13 protein-coding genes are annotated in these 15,945 nt (G+C 70.3%); 5 read left to right on the top strand and 8 right to left on the bottom strand.

The genetic code is table 11. The features are described from left to right. The first annotated feature begins 13 nt into the window (after nt 1-13). A complete protein-coding gene (locus ACQPXM_RS39955; RefSeq protein WP_432943185.1) occupies nt 14-667 on the top strand; it encodes a TetR/AcrR family transcriptional regulator in 654 nt (217 codons plus the stop codon). Here ACQPXM_RS39955 and ACQPXM_RS39950 read toward each other — a convergent pair. Then, complete coding sequence (locus tag ACQPXM_RS39950; protein ID WP_432943184.1) at nt 627-3,905, bottom strand: ATP-binding protein; 3,279 nt, start codon at nt 3,903-3,905, stop codon at nt 627-629. The genes ACQPXM_RS39955 and ACQPXM_RS39950 overlap by 41 nt on opposite strands. A 275-nt stretch (nt 3,906-4,180) precedes the next feature. Between ACQPXM_RS39950 and ACQPXM_RS39945 the strand changes: the two genes are divergently transcribed. Continuing rightward, a complete protein-coding gene (locus ACQPXM_RS39945) occupies nt 4,181-5,527 on the top strand; it encodes a serine hydrolase domain-containing protein (protein ID WP_432943183.1) in 1,347 nt (448 codons plus the stop codon). 44 nt (nt 5,528-5,571) lie between these two features. Here ACQPXM_RS39945 and ACQPXM_RS39940 read toward each other — a convergent pair whose 3' ends face one another. The 4 genes from ACQPXM_RS39940 to ACQPXM_RS39925 form a co-directional block, all read right to left on the bottom strand. After that, complete coding sequence (locus tag ACQPXM_RS39940) at nt 5,572-6,093, bottom strand: DinB family protein (RefSeq protein ID WP_432943182.1); 522 nt, start codon at nt 6,091-6,093, stop codon at nt 5,572-5,574. Nucleotides 6,094-6,205: 112 nt separating this feature from the next. Next, a complete protein-coding gene (locus tag ACQPXM_RS39935; RefSeq protein WP_432943181.1) occupies nt 6,206-7,753 on the bottom strand; it encodes an AMP-binding protein in 1,548 nt (515 codons plus the stop codon). Nucleotides 7,754-7,826: 73 nt separating this feature from the next. Further along, the gene (locus tag ACQPXM_RS39930; RefSeq protein WP_432943180.1) at nt 7,827-8,942 is read right to left on the bottom strand and encodes a DUF5938 domain-containing protein; all 1,116 of its coding nucleotides are present in this window, start codon (nt 8,940-8,942) and stop codon (nt 7,827-7,829) included. Between the two features lies 1 nt (nt 8,943). Next, nucleotides 8,944-9,741: an SDR family NAD(P)-dependent oxidoreductase gene (locus ACQPXM_RS39925; protein WP_432943179.1), complete on the bottom strand. Its 798-nt coding sequence runs from the start codon at nt 9,739-9,741 to the stop codon at nt 8,944-8,946. A 169-nt stretch (nt 9,742-9,910) separates the two neighbouring features. Between ACQPXM_RS39925 and ACQPXM_RS39920 the strand changes: the two genes are divergently transcribed. Both ACQPXM_RS39920 and ACQPXM_RS39915 read left to right on the top strand, forming a co-directional pair. Then, nucleotides 9,911-10,531 (top strand): TetR/AcrR family transcriptional regulator, encoded by a 621-nt coding sequence (locus tag ACQPXM_RS39920; RefSeq protein ID WP_432943178.1) that lies wholly within the window; start codon nt 9,911-9,913, stop codon nt 10,529-10,531. A 133-nt stretch (nt 10,532-10,664) separates the two neighbouring features. Continuing rightward, a complete protein-coding gene (locus tag ACQPXM_RS39915; protein WP_432943177.1) occupies nt 10,665-11,225 on the top strand; it encodes a hypothetical protein in 561 nt (186 codons plus the stop codon). Here ACQPXM_RS39915 and paaK read toward each other — a convergent pair. Genes paaK through paaI form a run of 3 tightly spaced genes read right to left on the bottom strand, consistent with a single transcriptional unit; the run spans nt 11,222 to nt 14,181 of the window. After that, nucleotides 11,222-12,535 carry a phenylacetate--CoA ligase PaaK gene (gene paaK / locus ACQPXM_RS39910; protein ID WP_432943176.1) on the bottom strand — a complete coding sequence of 438 codons (1,314 nt, stop codon included), beginning with the start codon at nt 12,533-12,535 and terminating at the stop codon, nt 11,222-11,224. The two genes, ACQPXM_RS39915 and paaK, sit on opposite strands and share 4 nt — an antisense overlap. Nucleotides 12,536-12,553: 18 nt before the next feature. Then, a complete protein-coding gene (gene pcaF, locus ACQPXM_RS39905; protein ID WP_432943175.1) occupies nt 12,554-13,759 on the bottom strand; it encodes a 3-oxoadipyl-CoA thiolase in 1,206 nt (401 codons plus the stop codon). Further along, nucleotides 13,756-14,181 carry a hydroxyphenylacetyl-CoA thioesterase PaaI gene (gene paaI / locus ACQPXM_RS39900; protein ID WP_432943174.1) on the bottom strand — a complete coding sequence of 142 codons (426 nt, stop codon included), beginning with the start codon at nt 14,179-14,181 and terminating at the stop codon, nt 13,756-13,758. Before paaI ends, pcaF begins: the two co-directional genes overlap by 4 nt. 79 nt (nt 14,182-14,260) lie before the next feature. Here paaI and paaN point away from each other — a divergent pair, with 79 nt between their 5' ends. Further along, complete coding sequence (paaN, locus tag ACQPXM_RS39895; RefSeq protein WP_432943173.1) at nt 14,261-15,934, top strand: phenylacetic acid degradation protein PaaN; 1,674 nt, start codon at nt 14,261-14,263, stop codon at nt 15,932-15,934. Nucleotides 15,935-15,945: the final 11 nt, after the last annotated feature.

Here is a 15,945-nt window from a genome sequence, read left to right as displayed (position 1 = left end):
GACAAGAGGTGTTATGAGCGATCCCTCCGTGCGCCGGTACTCCGGTCGTTCGGTCGACGAGTGGAAGGCCGCCAGGCGGGAGCGCCTGCTGGACGCCGCGCTGGAGCTGTTCGGGACCGACGGCTACCCCGCGACCTCGGTGGAACGCCTGTGCACACAGGCGAAAGTGTCGACCCGGCACTTCTACCACGAGTTCCAGAACAAGGAAGCCGTGCTGCTCGCGGTGCACGCGCAGGTGATCGAGCTGGCGGTGCGCACTACCGGTGAGGCGCTGGCAGCGACCGCGGACGCGCCGGTGCGGGAGCGGATCACCGCGGCCGTCGACGGCTACCTGCACACGATCATGACCGATCTGCGCCGGGCCCGGATCTCGTTCGTCGAGGTGGTCGGGGCGAGCCCGGCGGTGGAGGAGCAGCGGATCGCGTTCCGCGAGCTGCTGATCTCCAGCGTGATCTCGATCGGCGAGGCGGCGGTGGCGCGCGGCGAGATCACCCGCAAGGACTTCCGCTTCATCGGGTTGTGCTTCATGGGAGCGGTGAACACGGTCGTCTACGACTGGATGCTGACCGATCCGCGTCCACCCGAGCACCAGGTCCAGGACGCCCTGCGCGAGCTGGCCGTCAACCTCATGACAGGAGGGCGGGAACCCGGCCCGGCGGTGGACTGAACCGCTTGCCCAGTTCGGCCATCGCGTCGTCGTGCCGCAGTCCCGCCCCGGACTGGAAGGCGGTCTCGTAGCGGCTCTCGCCGAGTGCCGCCACGGTGTCGTCGACGGTACGGCGTACGCAGGCGTCGGGGATCGTGCGCGCTCCGCGCAGCGCACAGGCCAGACCGAGTGTGCGGGCAGCCAGTTCGGCGTCGCCGGTCAGCAGGTCCACCGACGCGACGACCTCGATCACGCTGGACGCGATCGGCATGTCCTCGGTGGTCAGCGCCAGCCCGGCGGCCTGGCCGACGGTCCGGCGGGCGTCCTCGATGTTGCCCTTGGCAACCAAGATCCGGGTCAGCTCGGCCAGCGCCATCGCTTCGCCGTGCGGCGCCATCCGCTCGGCCTTCGGATCGAGCATCGCGAGTGCCTGCTCGGCCACCGCGAGCGCCTCGTCCAGCCGTCCGGACATCCGGTGCAAGGCGGCCATGCCCATCAGCGCGAAGCCCTGGCTGCTCCGACCGCCGGTCTCGTCGGCCAGCCGCCGCGCTTCGTGCAGGTCGGACCAGGCGCCGTCGAGGTCGCCCAGCTCCGCCCGGCTGCGCGCGGCCTGGCCGAGCAGCTGGGGCAGACCTTCGCTGGTGCCCAGCTCGCGGACCAGTCGCAGCGCCTCGGTCACGGCGTCCAGCGCGTCCTGATGATTGCCGTGGGCCGCCGCGTGGGAGGACAGACCGCGCAGCGCGAGCGACGTACCCCACCGATCGCCGAGGGTGCGGAAGCCGTCGAGCGCGAGCTGCAGGTCGGCGGCCATCTGCTCGACGTCGCCCTCGTTCTCGCGGAACATCGCCGACATCATCACGGCCATGTTCCGGGTCCAGGCGTCCTGGCTCGACCGGGCCTCGTCCAGCTGCCGGAACGCGGTCGCCTTGTCCCGCCGGATCGCCGCCCAGGCCGCGTTGGTGAACCAGCCGATCGCGGACTCCCGGACCTCCTCGTGCCGCCGGCCGAGCAGCCGGACCTCGGCCAGTCCACGCATCGCCCGGGTCACCGAGTCCGACGGGTCCGCGCCGTTCGACAGCGAGCCGATCGAGTACAGCATCACGGTCGTCGCGCGCGCCAGCGGCTCAGTCGGTCCCGGTACGGCGAGGGCCGCCTCGAACCAGGCCACCGCTTCGGACGGACGGCCGCGCATGTTCCAGTACTCGCCGAGCGTGGCGACCAGTCGCAGCGACTCGTCGGCCCGCCCGCAGTCGATCGTGGTCCGCAACGCGTCCAGCAGGTTCTCGTTGTCAGCGTCCATCCGGGCCAGCCACTGCAGCTGCTCGCCGGTGCGCAGCTTCGGACCGCCCTTGCGCAGCAGGTCACCGAAGTACGCCGCGTGCGCCTGCCGTACCTGGTCGACCTCACCGGCGGCGGCGAGCTGCTCGGCGCCGTACGCCTTGACCGTCTCGAGCATCCGATAGCGGACCGAGCGGTCGTCAGCAGCGGCCTCCACGAGCGACTTGTCGACCAGCGACGCCAGTACGCCGAGCACAGCTTCCGGTGGCAGGCCCGGTCCGCTGCAGACCTGCTCGGCCGCCTCCAGCGTCGCACCGCCGGAGAAGCGCGACAGGCGGCGAGCGACCGCCTGCTCGTCGGGCTCCAGCAGCTCCCAGCTCCACTCCACGACGGCCCGCAAGGTCTGGTGCCGTGGCAACGCCGTACGGCTGCCGCTGGTCAGCAGGCGGAAGCGGTCGGTCAGGCGGTCCACGATCTGCGGTGGGGTCAGGGCCCGCAGCCGGGCCGCGGCCAGCTCGATCGCCAGCGGCATGCCGTCCAGGCGGCGGCAGATCTCCGCGATCGGCTCCCGGTTCGCGTCCGTGACGGCGAAGTCCGGCCGCACCGCGCGGGCCCGGTCGACGAACAGCCGCACGGCCGGGTAGTCGTCGTCGGTCGCGCCGGCCGGTGGCAGGTCGAGCGGTCCGACCTGATGCAGGTGCTCGCCGGGGATACCGAGAGGCTCGCGGCTGGTGGTGAGGACTCGGAGCCGCGGGCACTGGGCGAGCAGCGAGTCGACCAGTCCGGCGACCTCCTCGACCAGGTGCTCGCAGTTGTCGAGCATGAGCAGGATCCTGCGGTCGGCGATCACCTCCACCAGCCGGTCCGTCGCGGAGCGACTGGTGGGGAACTGGCTGGGGGTCAGCGTGGTCTGCAGGGTGTCGACGTACTCGCTCGCGCCCAGCGTCGACAGCACCGCCGGAGCGACGTCGGCCGCCTCCGCCAGCGGAGCGAGCTCGACGAAGTAGATGCCGTCACCGCTCTGACTCACCAGGGTCCGGCCGGTCTCGGTCGCCAGCCGCGTCTTGCCGGCGCCACCAGGCCCGACCATGGTCACCAGCCGGGTCCCGTCGCTCAGCTGCCGCGACAGCTCGGCCACGTCCTGCCCGCGCCCGACGAAGCTGGTCAGCGGAGTGCGCAGGTTGTTCCTCGGCTTCGCCACCGGAGCCGGCACGACGGCAGGAGCAGGCGCTGGCGGCGGGTCGAGCGCGTCACCCCGCAGCACAGCCAGGTGTACGCCGCGCAGCCGCGAGCCGGGGTCCGCGCCGAGCTCCTCGGCGAGCGTCGTACGGACTCGCTCGTACGCCGCCAGCGCTTCGCCCTGGCGCCCGTCGGCGGCCAGCGCGCGGATCAGCAGTTCGTGCGGGCGCTCCCGCAACGGGTGCGCGAGGGCGAGTCGCTCCAGCTCGGCCACCACGTCGCGAGCGTGACCGGTGGCGATGCCTGCCTCGGCCAGATCCTCCGCGGTGCCGAGCCGTAGCTCGCTCAGCCGGTCCGCCTCGACCTGGGCGAACGGCAGGTCACGCAGGTCGGCCAGGGCCTCACCTCGCCACAGCCGGTCGGCCTGAGTCAGCAGCGTGCGTGCCTGGCCCGGATTGCTGGAAAGTAGTTGCCGTCCGCGCCGAGCCAGCTCCTCGAACTGGACTGCGTCGACGCAGTCCGGTCCGATCGTCAGCGTGTATCCGGCCGGGCCGGACTGGACCGAGATGCTCGACTCGGTGGTGGGCAGGCTGGCACGTAGCCGCGAGACCAGCGACTGCAGCGCGTTCGCGCTCGGCGGCTCGCTGCCCCAGAGCCCGTCGACCAGTGTGTCGACGCCGACCGGGCGACCCGCGCCGAGCGCAAGCCTGGCCAGTAGTCCACGCAGCCGGACGCCGCGGACGTCCAGCGGTGAACCGTCGGCCGCCCACATCGCGAGTGGACCGAGCACCGCTATGCGCACCCCACCAGCCTCCCACAGCACCCGCTCAAACCCCCTGCCGTTTGTCACACTCTGCTTTTTGGCGTCGACTTCGTCGCCGCGGGTTTTGGGGCTTTGTCTCCCGCTCTTCCCTCGTCGTTCGGTCGCTTCGCTCCCTCTCTCCTCAGTCCAGAGCGGGAGGCCCCAAAACCTGTCCCCGGTCACCCTTCCGCCGCGACGGCGGAGCCGGCGCAGGCCTCCGGGGCGCCAGGCTCCCCTTCCCCCTCCACCACCTCCCCGGGCTAAGGTCGGCTCTCGTGACCGACATCGCCGCGCAGACCCAGACCGCCCTCACCCGGATCCTCACCGAGCGTCAGACCAAGGGCCGGGTCCCGGGCCTGGTCGGTGCGGTCGCCCGCGGCGGGAAGCTGACCTGGTCGGGAGGCGTCGGTTCCGCGTCGCTCGACAACCCAGGCGTGGCGCCGACGGCGGACACGCAGTACCTGATCGCCTCGCACAGCAAGATGTTCACCGCGGTCGCGATCATGGCGCTGCGCGACGAGGGCAAGCTGAGCCTGGACGACACGCTCGAGAAGTTCGTCCCGGAGAGCAAGCACGCCGGCATCACCGTGCGGCAGATGCTCAGCCATGTCAGCGGCATGCAGCGCGAACCGGTCGGCGACGTCTGGGACGTGATGAAGTTCCCCGACCGCGACGAGCTGGTCGCGGGCTGGAACGAGGCCGAGCGGATCGACAAGCCGCACCACCGGTTCCACTACTCCAACCTGGTCTACTCGCTGCTCGGCGAGATCGTCGCGCGGCTGGACGGGCGGTCCTGGTACGAGTCGATCCAGGACCGGATCCTGCGGCCGCTGGACCTGCGCCGCACGACGGTCGGCATGGACGGCGGCCCGGCGGCGTCCGGGTACTACGTGCCGCCGTTCACCGACGTACCGGTTCCCGAACCGCTGCTCTCGCTCGGCGCGATGGACGCCTGCGGCGGACTCGCCAGCACCGCCGAGGACCTGGCCAAGTGGATGGCGTTCCTGGCCGACCCGACCGACGAGGTGCTGTCGAAGGACACGCTGGAGGAGATGTGCCAGCCGCAGATCATGGCCGACCTGGACCGCTGGCAGCTCGCCTTCGGCCTCGGGTTCATGCTGCTCCGCGTCGGTGAGCGCGTCTTCGTCGGCCACACCGGCGGCATGCCCGGCCACATCACCGGCAGCTTCGTGCACCGCGCCTCCGGCACCGCGGGCATCGCGCTGATGAACACGAGCGCGGCGCCGTCCCCCGCCGCGCTGGCCACCGACCTGGCGATCAAGGTGCTCGACGACGACCCGATCCTGCCGCCGGCCTGGTCCCCCGGCACGACGGTCCCCGACGAACTCACCGGCATACTCGGCACCTGGTTCACCGAGGGCTCGCCGTTCGTCTTCTCGGTCCGCGAAGGCCATCTCGAAGCCAAGTCCCCGGCCGCCGCGGACTACGTCGCCCCGGCCGTCTTCGAGAAGATCTCCACCGACGTCTACCGCACCGTCTCCGGCCGCGAAACCGGCGAGCTGCTCCGCATCACCCGCGACGCCGACGGCACCCCGACGAAGTTGAACTGGGCAACCTACCTCTGCACCCGCGAACCCCTGGCCTTCGGCCAGCACCTGTAGAAGCAGACGGCGCCCGAGGTTTCTCGGGCGCCGTCGTGCTGCTACTACTCCGTGTACCCGGTGCGCCCGTCCAGCAGCTCCCGGATGATGTCGAGGTGTCCGACGTGCCGGGCCGTCTCCTCGATCATGTGGCAGAGCACGTAGCGCAGCGAGGCGGCTCCGCCCTCACGCACCGACGGGCCCTGCTCCAGCGCGTCCAGCGGCAGCGAAGCGATGGTCGCGTTCGACCGCGCGCACTCCTCGTCGTACTCGTCGAGCAGCTGCGCGAGCGGAACGTCGTCGACGAACATTTCAGCGTCGACATGCCCGCCCTCGGTCCACGGCGTCTGCCCCGTGTCGGGCACGCCGGCCACGTTCAGCTGGAACCAGGAGTACTCGTTCCAGCGCAGGTGCGCCACGATTCCCGCCATCGTCATCAGCGGCGACGTCGGCAGCACCTTGCGGTGTTCGTCGGCGGGGCTGAGCCCCGCGCACTTCATCCGGACGAAGGACCGCTGCAGGTCCAGCCAGCCGGTCAGTTGGGTTCGCTCGTCCGCCGTCAGCGGCGGACGCGTCACTACAGTCATTCACGACTCCACAGTGGATCTGGAGCCACCGCTCAGTCGCGGGTACGACGAGTCGGCGGCACGAAGGTCTTACCGGACATCGCGCTCACCTCCTCTCGTCTCGGACCAGACCCTAGCGGTCCCCGGCTCCGGAGTTCAACAGGATTGCCTTCACCTCGGCCTTGAGCACCTTGCCGACCTTCGAGCGCGGCAGCTCGGTCCACACCTCGACCTGCTTGGGCGTCTTCACGCTGCCCAGCCGGCTCTTCACGTAGTTGCGGACCTCGGACTCCGTCACGGTCAGCCCGGGATGCAACTGCAGTACGGCCGTGACCCGTTCGCCCCACTTCTCGTCCGGCAGCCCGACCACCGCGCAGTCCTGGATCGCGGGATACGTCATCAGCGTCTGCTCGATCTCCGCCGAGTACACGTTGAACCCCCCGGTGATGATCATGTCTTTCGCCCTGTCCACGATGTAGAGGTAGTTGTTCTCGTCCAGGAACCCGATGTCCCCGGTGTGGTGCCATCCGTACGCCGACGCGGCCGCGGTCGCCTCGGGATCGGAGTAGTAACCGGCCATCACGAGCGACCCGCGGACGACGATCTCCCCGCGTTCGCCGTGCTCCAGCAGCCGCCCGTCGTCGCCCATGATCGCGACCTGCGTCAGCGGACTCGGCCGCCCCGCGGAGGCGAACCGCTCGACCGCGGGTGACCCGTCGGCATGGAAATGGTCGGCCGGCGCCATCGTCGCGATCATCATCGGCGCCTCGCTCTGGCCGAACAGCTGGGCCATCACCGGGCCGATCCGCTCCAGCGCCTCCTCCAGACGGGCCGCCGACATCGGCGCGGCGCCGTACCAGAAGCACTGCAGGGAGCTCAGATCGCTGCTGGGCAAGGACTCCTCGGCCAGCAGCATGTAGATCAGCGTCGGCGGCAGGAACGTGTGGGTGACCCGATGCCGCTCGATCAGCTGCAGGAACTGCCGCAGGTCCGGCTTCGGCATCACCACGATCTCGCCGCCGAGAGTCATCACCGGGAAGCACAGGACGCCCGCCGCGTGCGTCAGCGGAGCGAGCGCCAGGTAGACCGGCCGGCCCTCGAACGGGTAGGCCATCAGCGTGATCGCCGACATCGTCTCCAGGTTCCGCCCGGTCAGCATCACTCCCTTCGGCCGCCCGGTGGTGCCGCCGGTGCCGACCAGCATCGTGACGTCGTCCAGCGGATCGGCCTGCCACGGCTCCGCCGGTACGCCGTCCAGCCACTCCGTCAGACTGGTTGCTTCAGGCAAAGAATCGTCCAGGCAAACGGCCAGCCGCAGCTTCGGCAGCTCGGGCAGGATCCTCTGCACCAACGGCGCGAACGCGCGCTGGAAGATCAGCACCGAGCAGTCGAAGGCGTCCAGCAGGTCACGGTTCTCGGCTGCTTCGTTGCGCGGGTTGACCGGACACCAGACCGCCCCGGCCCGGGAGACGCCGAACACACAGGCGAACGCGATCGGGTTGTTCGCCGACAGGATCGCGACCTTGTCGCCCGGCCCGATCCCGGACTTCGCCAGCGCCCGCGCGACCTGGTACGACAGCTCCTGCACCTCGGCGTAGCTGAGGCTGGTCCCGCCCATGGTCAGGCAGGGCGCGGCCGGACCGAGCGACGCGCCCTTGTCCAGATAGTCGTACAACCGCACGCGAACTCCTCGGCCGGGTGGAGCAGACGCGGGGGCGATCCCGGGGGGTTGAGGGCCCACCCCCGCGTCTGGGTCAGTGGTGAACGGTCAGCACCGGTTCGAGCACGAGGCCGAAGCTCCGCAGTACGCCGAGCAGTTCGCGGTGCCCGAAGGCCTGACAGGCCGAGGCGAGCCCGGTACGACGCGGCGGTTGCTGCAGCAGCGAGTACGCCGCGTACGCCTGCAGCGCGCCGGTCTGCTTGTAGTTGCTGTTGCCGTAGATCACGCAGTGCGCGCGGCCCAGCGGCCCGGTCGCGTAGACCGAGTCCAGCGAGGTGTTGATCCGGGGGTTCTCCCGCGGCGGCATGCTCGCCTGGACCGACGCGGCGACGTCGGCGAGCGCCGCTTCCTGCTGGTCGGCGGGCAGGGTCTTGATCTGCGACTCGACCATCTTCACGGCCTCGACGACACCCTGCATGACGGTCCGGTCGAAAACGCCACCGGCGACCTTCACGTTCGCGACCCGAGGGTCGTTGCGGAACCAGACCGGATGGCTGGTGCCACCCCACGGCAGCGCGAGCGCGGACTCGTGCTGGCCCGGCACGTTCACCTCGAAGGTGGTCAGCGGGTCCCACTTCACCAGCTGGTTCTGCTCCAGATAGTGCCAGTCGGCCTTCAGGATGGTGAAGATCGTCTGCGTCGACGCGTACGTCGGGAAGCCCTTCCAGAGCACGAGAATGTCGAGCGTGTCCAGGCCGGGCGTCTCCAGGCAGATGTTCGCCGCGATCTCGCCGGTGGTGTACATCTGCGCGATGCCGGGCCCGAGCAGCAGGCCCTGGGAGGCGAACTTGTCGCCCCAGTTCTCCTGTGCGGCCAGCATCCAGTCCTGCTCGCCGGTGGTGTCCAGGTAGTGGCAGCCGGCCGCCAGCGACGCCTCGACCACCTCGGGCCCGTACTTCACGAACGGTCCGACCATGTTGCTGACCACCTGCGCGCCGCTGAACAGCTCGGTCAGCGCGCCGACCTCGTGGTCGACCTCGACCACCTCGTGGTCCACGGTCTCGATCCCGGGCACCTTGTCCAGCACCGCCTGGATCCGGTCCTTGTCCCGGCCGGCCGCGATGAACGGCACGTGGTACTCGCGCAGGTACTCGCAGACGAGCCGGCCGGTGTAGCCGGAGGCGCCGTACACGACGACGGGTTTGGTCATCTCACATCCCCATTCCGCCGTCGACCGGCAGGCCCGCGCCGGTGATGAACTTGGCCGCGTCGGAGGCCAGGAAGACCACCGCGTCGGCCATGTCGCCCACCTCGCCGAGCCGGCCCAGCGGGGTCAGCCCGATCACGTCGCCGACCGCGGCCTCGGCCGACGGCCACAGGCCGAGGGTGACCATGTCGGCCGCCAGTTTCATGCCCATCTCGGTCGCCACCAGTCCGGGGTAGACGCAGTTCACCCGGACGCCGTACCCGAGCTTGCCGGACTCCATCGCCGCGACGCGGGTCAGGCGGTCGACCGCCGACTTGGTCGCGGAGTAGCCGCCGATGCCCGGGAACGGAATGGTCGCCGCGACGCTGGAGATGTTGACCACCGAGCCGCCAGACCCCGCCGGTCCGCCCGGGCGCATGGCCCGGAACGCGTGCTTCACACCGAGGGCGGTGCCCAGCACGTTGATCTCCAGCATCGCGCGTACGTCGTCCGGGTCGAGGTCGACGACCAGCCCGGACCGCTCCACGCCCGCGTTGTTCACCAGGATGTCGAGGCCGCCGAGCTCACCGACGGTCGCGGTGATCGCGGTCTCCCACGCGGCGTCGTCGGTCACGTCGAGCGGCACGAACGCCGCGGTCGCACCCGTCTGCTTGAGCTCGTCCGCGGTCGTGCGGCCCAGCTCCTCCTGGATGTCGGCGATCACCACGGCGGCACCGGCTGCGGCCAGCGCCTGCGCCATCCCGGCACCGAGGCCCCGGGCACCCCCGGTCACCAGCGCCTTGCGTCCGGTCAGGTCGTACATGGCATCTCCCCTCAGACGGTGCGGATGCTTTACGCCGCGGTCACCGGTGAGGCGGTGACCGGGCGGTGAACTCAGCGTCAAGGAACTTTGGACACTCGTCAAGACTTTCTTGGACAACTGTCAAGAAAAAGCGGGTGGCCGGGTACGATCGTGCTGAGGAGGCTCGCCGATGACTGAGGTGTCGGACCGGATCTCGCGCCGGCAGGTGGACAAGTTCGCGGAGCGCCGCGCACAACTGGCCACCTCGGCGCTGCGCACACTGTCCGAGCTCGGTTACGCCCGGACCAGCCTGCGCGAGATCGCCCAGAACTCCGAGTTCTCACACGGCGTGCTGCACTACTACTTCCGCGACAAGGTCGAGCTGATCACCGCCTGCGTCAAGCAGTACAAGGCCGAGTGCGTCACCCGGTACGACGAGATCGTCGTCACGGCGACCACCGCCGAGGGCCTGCGCCGCGACTTCGCCGACGCCCTGGCGATCACCTGCCGCGACGACGCCTCCATGCACCGCCTCTGGTACGACCTGCGCAACCAGGCCCTGTTCGAGGAGTCCTTCCGCAAGGACGTCCTGGAGATCGACCAGACCCTGGAACTGATGATCTGGCGAGTCGTCACCACGTACGCCGACCTCGCCGGTCGTTCCCTGGCCGTCACCCCCGCCACGGCGTACGGCCTGCTCGACGGCCTCTTCACCCAGGCCCTGCTGCGCGAGCTCTCCGGCGTCCCCGGCGCCACCGAAGAGCTCGCGGCCGCCGCCCACCAGACCCTGCCCAAACTGCTCGAACCCTGATGGACCCACGCTTCGACGTACCGCTCTACACCCGCGCCGAAGTCGCCCTCCACCTCGGCCTCCCGCTGACCACCCTCGGCGCCTGGCTCGCTCCGGCGCCCTGGAGGCGCCGACCGCCCCGGCCCGTGGCGAGGTGACCATCACGTTCGCCGGCCTGGTCGAAACCCACATGCTCCGCGAACTGCGCCAAGCAGGCCTTCCCCTGCAAGCGATCGAGGACGCCGCCGTCACCCTGCGCTCCAAGCTCGACCGGCACCACCCGCTCGCCTGGCAGGGCCTCGCCCACGACGGCCGCGACCTGCTGATCGAGCTCGCCACCGACGGCCGGGATCCCGCCTGGGAACGGATCCGCGACAGCCAAGGCGGCCTGCCAGGCCTCGTACGCCGCGGCTCCGAAGCCGTCACCTGGGCCCCCGACGGCTACCCGAGCAGCCTCCGCCTGGTCACCTACACCGACGTCGCCGTCCACATCGACCCCGCCCGCGCCGAGGGCCGCCCGATCGTCGAGGCCTCCGACGGCCGCGAGATCCGCGTCGAAGACGTCGTCGACCAGGCCCGCGCCGGCACGCCGTACCGCACGATCGCCGCCAAGAACGGCCTCGAGGCCACCCAGATCGAGGCGTTGATCCGCCCGCACATCAGACCCCCGACCGTCCACCGCCGCCGCAAGCCCACGGACGACGTACTGCTCTAGAGGTTCCGCCGGTCGGTGATGCGTTTCGCCTTGCCCAGTGACCGTTCCAAGGCGTGCGGAGCGACGACCTCGACGGTGGCGGTGACGCCGACGTGGGTCTTGATGCGGTGGGACAGTTCGCGGGCGGCGGGGGTGTGGTCGGCCAGACCGGGCGCGGCCTCGACCTGGACGGTGAGTTCGTCGAGGCGGTTCGGGCGGGTGAGCACGCACAGGTAGTGCGGGGTGAGGCCTTCGACCTGCAGGATCTGTTCCTCGATCTGGGTGGGGAAGACGTTCACGCCGCGGACGATCATCATGTCGTCGGTGCGGCCGGTGATCTTCTCCATCCGGCGCATACCGGGCCGGGCGGTGCCGGGCAGGAGGCGGGTCAGGTCGCGAGTGCGGTACCGGAGGACGGGGAAGGCCTCTTTGGTGAGAGTAGTGAAGACGAGCTCACCTTCCTCGCCGTCCGGCAGCACTTCGCCGGTGACCGGGTCGATGATCTCGGGATAGAAGTGGTCCTCCCAGATGTGCAGCCCGTCCTTGGTTTCGACGCACTCCTGCGCGACGCCGGGACCCATCACCTCCGACAGCCCGTAGATGTCGACGGCGTGCATGCCGGTGTGCTGCTCGACCTCGGTCCGCATCTGCTCGGTCCACGGTTCCGCACCGAAGATCCCGATCCGCAGCGCGGTGTCGCGCGGATCGATGCCTCGGGCATCCATCTCGTCGAGGATCGCCAGGAAGTACGACGGGGTGACCATCACGATCTCCGCGCCGAAGTCGCGGATCAGGTCGACCTGCCGCTCGGTCATCCCGCCCGAGACCGGGACGACCGTGCAACCGAGCCGCTCGGCCCCGTAGTGCGCGCCGAGTCCACCCGTGAACAGCCCGTACCCGTACGCGACATGGCAGACGTCTCCGGCACGACCACCGGCGGCGCGGATCGACCGCGCGATCAGGTCGGCCCACCGGTCGATGTCGCCGCGCGTGTAGCCGACGACGGTCGGGCGTCCCGTCGTACCGGACGACGCGTGCACCCGGACGACCTCCGAGCGCGGCACCGCGAACATCCCGAACGGGTAGTTGTCGCGCAGGTCCTGCTTCCCGGTGAACGGCAGCCGGCTCAGATCCGACAGCTCCCGCAGGTCGCCCGGCGCGAACCCGGCCTGGTCCAGCGCGGCCTTGTAGTGCGGCACGTTCTCGTACGCCGCGCGCACGGTCGCCTGCAATCGCTCGAGCTGCCGCGCCCGCAGCTCGTCGACGGACAGCCGCTCCGCGGCGTCCTGCAACTCGGGCGGGCACGGCTCACCGAGGAATCGCTCGGTCATCTCAGGACCTCCGAAGGATCAGACCCGTGCCAGCAGGGTCGCGATGCCCTGGCCGACGCCGATGCACATGGTGGTCAGCGCGTACCCGGCGTCGCGGTGGCGAAGCTCGAGGGCGGCGGTGAGGGCGAGGCGGGCGCCGGACATTCCCAGCGGGTGACCCAGGGCGATGGCGCCGCCGTTCGGGTTGACGTGGTCGGCGTCGTCGGGCAGCCCGAGCTCCCGCAGCACGGCGAGGGACTGCGCGGCGAAGGCCTCGTTGAGCTCGATCACGCCGATGTCGGCGAGCGCGACGCCGGTGCGGTCGAGCAGCTTGCGGGTCGCGGGCGCGGGGCCGATGCCCATGATCCGCGGCGGTACGCCGGCCGCCGCGGTGCCGACGATCCGGGCGAGCGGGGTGACGCCGAGCTGTTCGACCGCCTCGCCGCTCATCACCAGCAGCGCGGCGGCGCCGTCGTTCACGCCCGAGGCGTTGCCGGCAGTGACCGTGCCAGGGTCGCGGAACGGCGTCTTCAGCCCGGCCAGCGCCTCCAGCGAGGTCTCCCGCGGGTGCTCGTCGATGTCGACCACGGTGACCGCGCCGCGCTTCCCTGGGACCTCGACGGCGACGATCTCCTCGGCCAGCCGGCCGTTCGCGATCGCCTTGGCCGCGCGCTGCTGGCTGCGCAGCGCGAACAGGTCCTGGTCCTCGCGACCGACACCGAAGTCGGCCGCGACGTTCTCCGCGGTCTCCGGCATCGAGTCGATCCCGTACTGCGCCTTCAGCACCGGGTTGACGAACCGCCAGCCGATCGTGGTGTCGAAGATCTCCGCCGACCGGGAGAACGCAGTTGTTGCCTTAGGCATCACGAAGGGCGCCCGGGACATCGACTCGACACCACCGGCGATCACCACCTCGTTGTCTCCGGCAATGATCGATCGAGCGGCCGAGGCGACAGCGTCCAGACCGGAGCCGCAGAGCCGGTTGATCGTCGAACCCGGCACGCTGTCCGGCAGCCCGGCCAGCAGCGTGGCCATCCGGGCGACGTTCCGGTTGTCCTCGCCGGCCTGGTTCGCGCAACCGAGCAGCACGTCGTCGATCGCCGCCGGGTCCAGCGACGGGTGCCGGGCGAGCAAAGCCTTGAGAACCCCAGCCGCGAGATCATCGGGCCGGACCGCGGCGAGCGCGCCGCCGTACCGGCCGATCGGGGTGCGAACGCCGTCGACGAGATAGGCGACGCGATTCATGAGTCCTCCTGGATGACGGTGCCGGGCAATTGGCGGCTGCGGCCGCGAAACTCCGCGACCACCTCGTCGCCGCGACAGACGGTGACGTCGTAGATCGCGTTGCGGCCGAAGACCGTCCGTTCGCGCGCTTCGGCCACCAGGACGTCGCCGCGCCGGGCGGCGGTGACAAAAACGATGTCGCACGCCTGCGCCACTGTCACCTGGTTGCGCGAGTTGCAGGCGAAGGCGAACGCGGAGTCCGCGAGCGTGAAGACGAAGCCGCCGTGGGCGATACCGTGGCCATTGACCATGTCGTCGCGCACGGTCATCTCCAGCCGGGCGGTGCCGGTGCCGACGGCGAGCAGCTTCATCCCGAGCCCGGCGCTGGCGGCGTCGTCGGCCCACATCGCGGCCGCCACGCGGGCCGCCAGATCTTCACCCATGGTTGTTACACCCTATCGACGATCTCACCAGCGACTGTAACATCAGGCTGGCAGACCACCTCAGCTTGGAGCGCACCCCATGACATCGACCGACTGGCTCGCCACTCACCGCGACCGCCTCGACAGGGCGCTGGCGGCGATCCGCAGCCGTGGCTACTTCTCCGCCTTTCCCGAGTCGCCGAGCCCGCGGGTGTACGGCGAGAACGCGGCCGCCGACGGCAAGGCCGCCTTCGAGCAGCACCTCGGCACGGCGTACGCGCTCCAGACCCCCGGCGCCAACGGGTCGGTCGTCACCGAGCAGTCGCCGTTCGGTCTCGAGCTGAACGTCGAGTACCCGCGCACCACCGAGAGCGGTCTGGACGAGTTGCTCGCCGCCGCGCAGCGAGGTCTGGCCGACTGGCGCAAGGCAGGGGTCGACGGCCGGACCGGCATCACGCTGGAGATCCTCGACCGGCTGCACAAGCGCGTCTTCGAGCTGGCCAACGCAGTCCAGCACACCAGCGGCCAGGCCTTCGTGATGGCTTTCCAGGCCGGTGGCGCGCACGCGCTGGACCGCGCGCTCGAGGCGGTCGCGTACGCCTACGAGGAGATGAGCCGCTACCCGGCCGAGGCAGTGTGGGAGAAGCCGGCCAAGGGCGACCCGATCCGGATGACCAAGAACTTCACCGTCACCGGCCGTGGCGTCGCGCTGGTGATCGGCTGCAACACCTTCCCGACGTGGAACTCCTGGCCCGGCCTGTTCGCGTCGCTGGTCACCGGCAACGCCGTCGTGGTCAAGCCGCACCCGCTCGCGGTCCTGCCGCTGGCGATCACCGTCGACGTCTGCCGCGAGGTGCTCGCCGAGGCCGGCCTCGACCCGAACCTGGTCACCCTGGCCGCCGAGCGTCCCGAGGACGGCCTGGCCAAGCCGCTCGCGCTGCGGCCCGAGGTGAAGCTGATCGACTTCACCGGCGGCAGTGAGTTCGGCGAGTGGCTGGAGCAGAACGCCACCCAGGCGACCGTGTTCACCGAGAAGGCCGGCGTCAACGCGGTGATCGTCGACTCGACCGACTCGTTCAAGGCGCTGTGCGGCAACCTCGCCTTCACGCTCTCGCTGTACTCCGGCCAGATGTGCACCACCACGCAGAACCTGTTCGTTCCGGCCGGCGGCATCGAGACCGACGAGGGGCACAAGTCGTTCGACGAGGTCGGCGCCGGGATCGCCGCCGCGATCGGCAAGCTGCTCGGCGACGACGCCCGCGCGGTCGAGATCCTCGGCGGCATCGTGAACCCGGCGGTGATCAACCGGCTGGAACTCGCCACCGAGTACGGCGACGTGGTGCTGGAGTCCCGCGCGATCAAGCACCCGCAGTACGAGGACGCGGTGATCCGCACGCCGCTGCTGGTCGCGATCGACGCCGACGACGAGGGCGTCTACGGCCGGGAGTGCTTCGGCCCGGTCTCGTTCCTGGTCCGGACCGCGGACACCAAGCAGTCGATCGAGCTGTTCCGCCGCACGGTCGCCGAGGGCGGCGCGATGACGGCTGGCGTCTACTCCACCGACGAAGGCGTGCTCGAGCTCGCCCGCGACACCGCGCTGGACGTCGGCGTCGCGCTGTCGGAGAACCTGACCGGTCAGGTCTTCGTGAACCAGTCCGCGGCGTTCAGCGACTTCCACGGCACCGGCGCCAATCCGGCTGCCAACGCGACGTACACCGACGGTGCTTACGTGGCGAGTCGCTTCCGCGTCATTCAATCCAGGCGGCACGCCTGATCCGCGGCGCT

The sequence above is a fragment of the Kribbella sp. CA-253562 genome (genome assembly GCF_050942265.1).
Classification (GTDB): Bacteria; Actinomycetota; Actinomycetes; order Propionibacteriales; family Kribbellaceae; genus Kribbella.
This window is presented reverse-complemented; position numbering and strand designations above follow the sequence as displayed.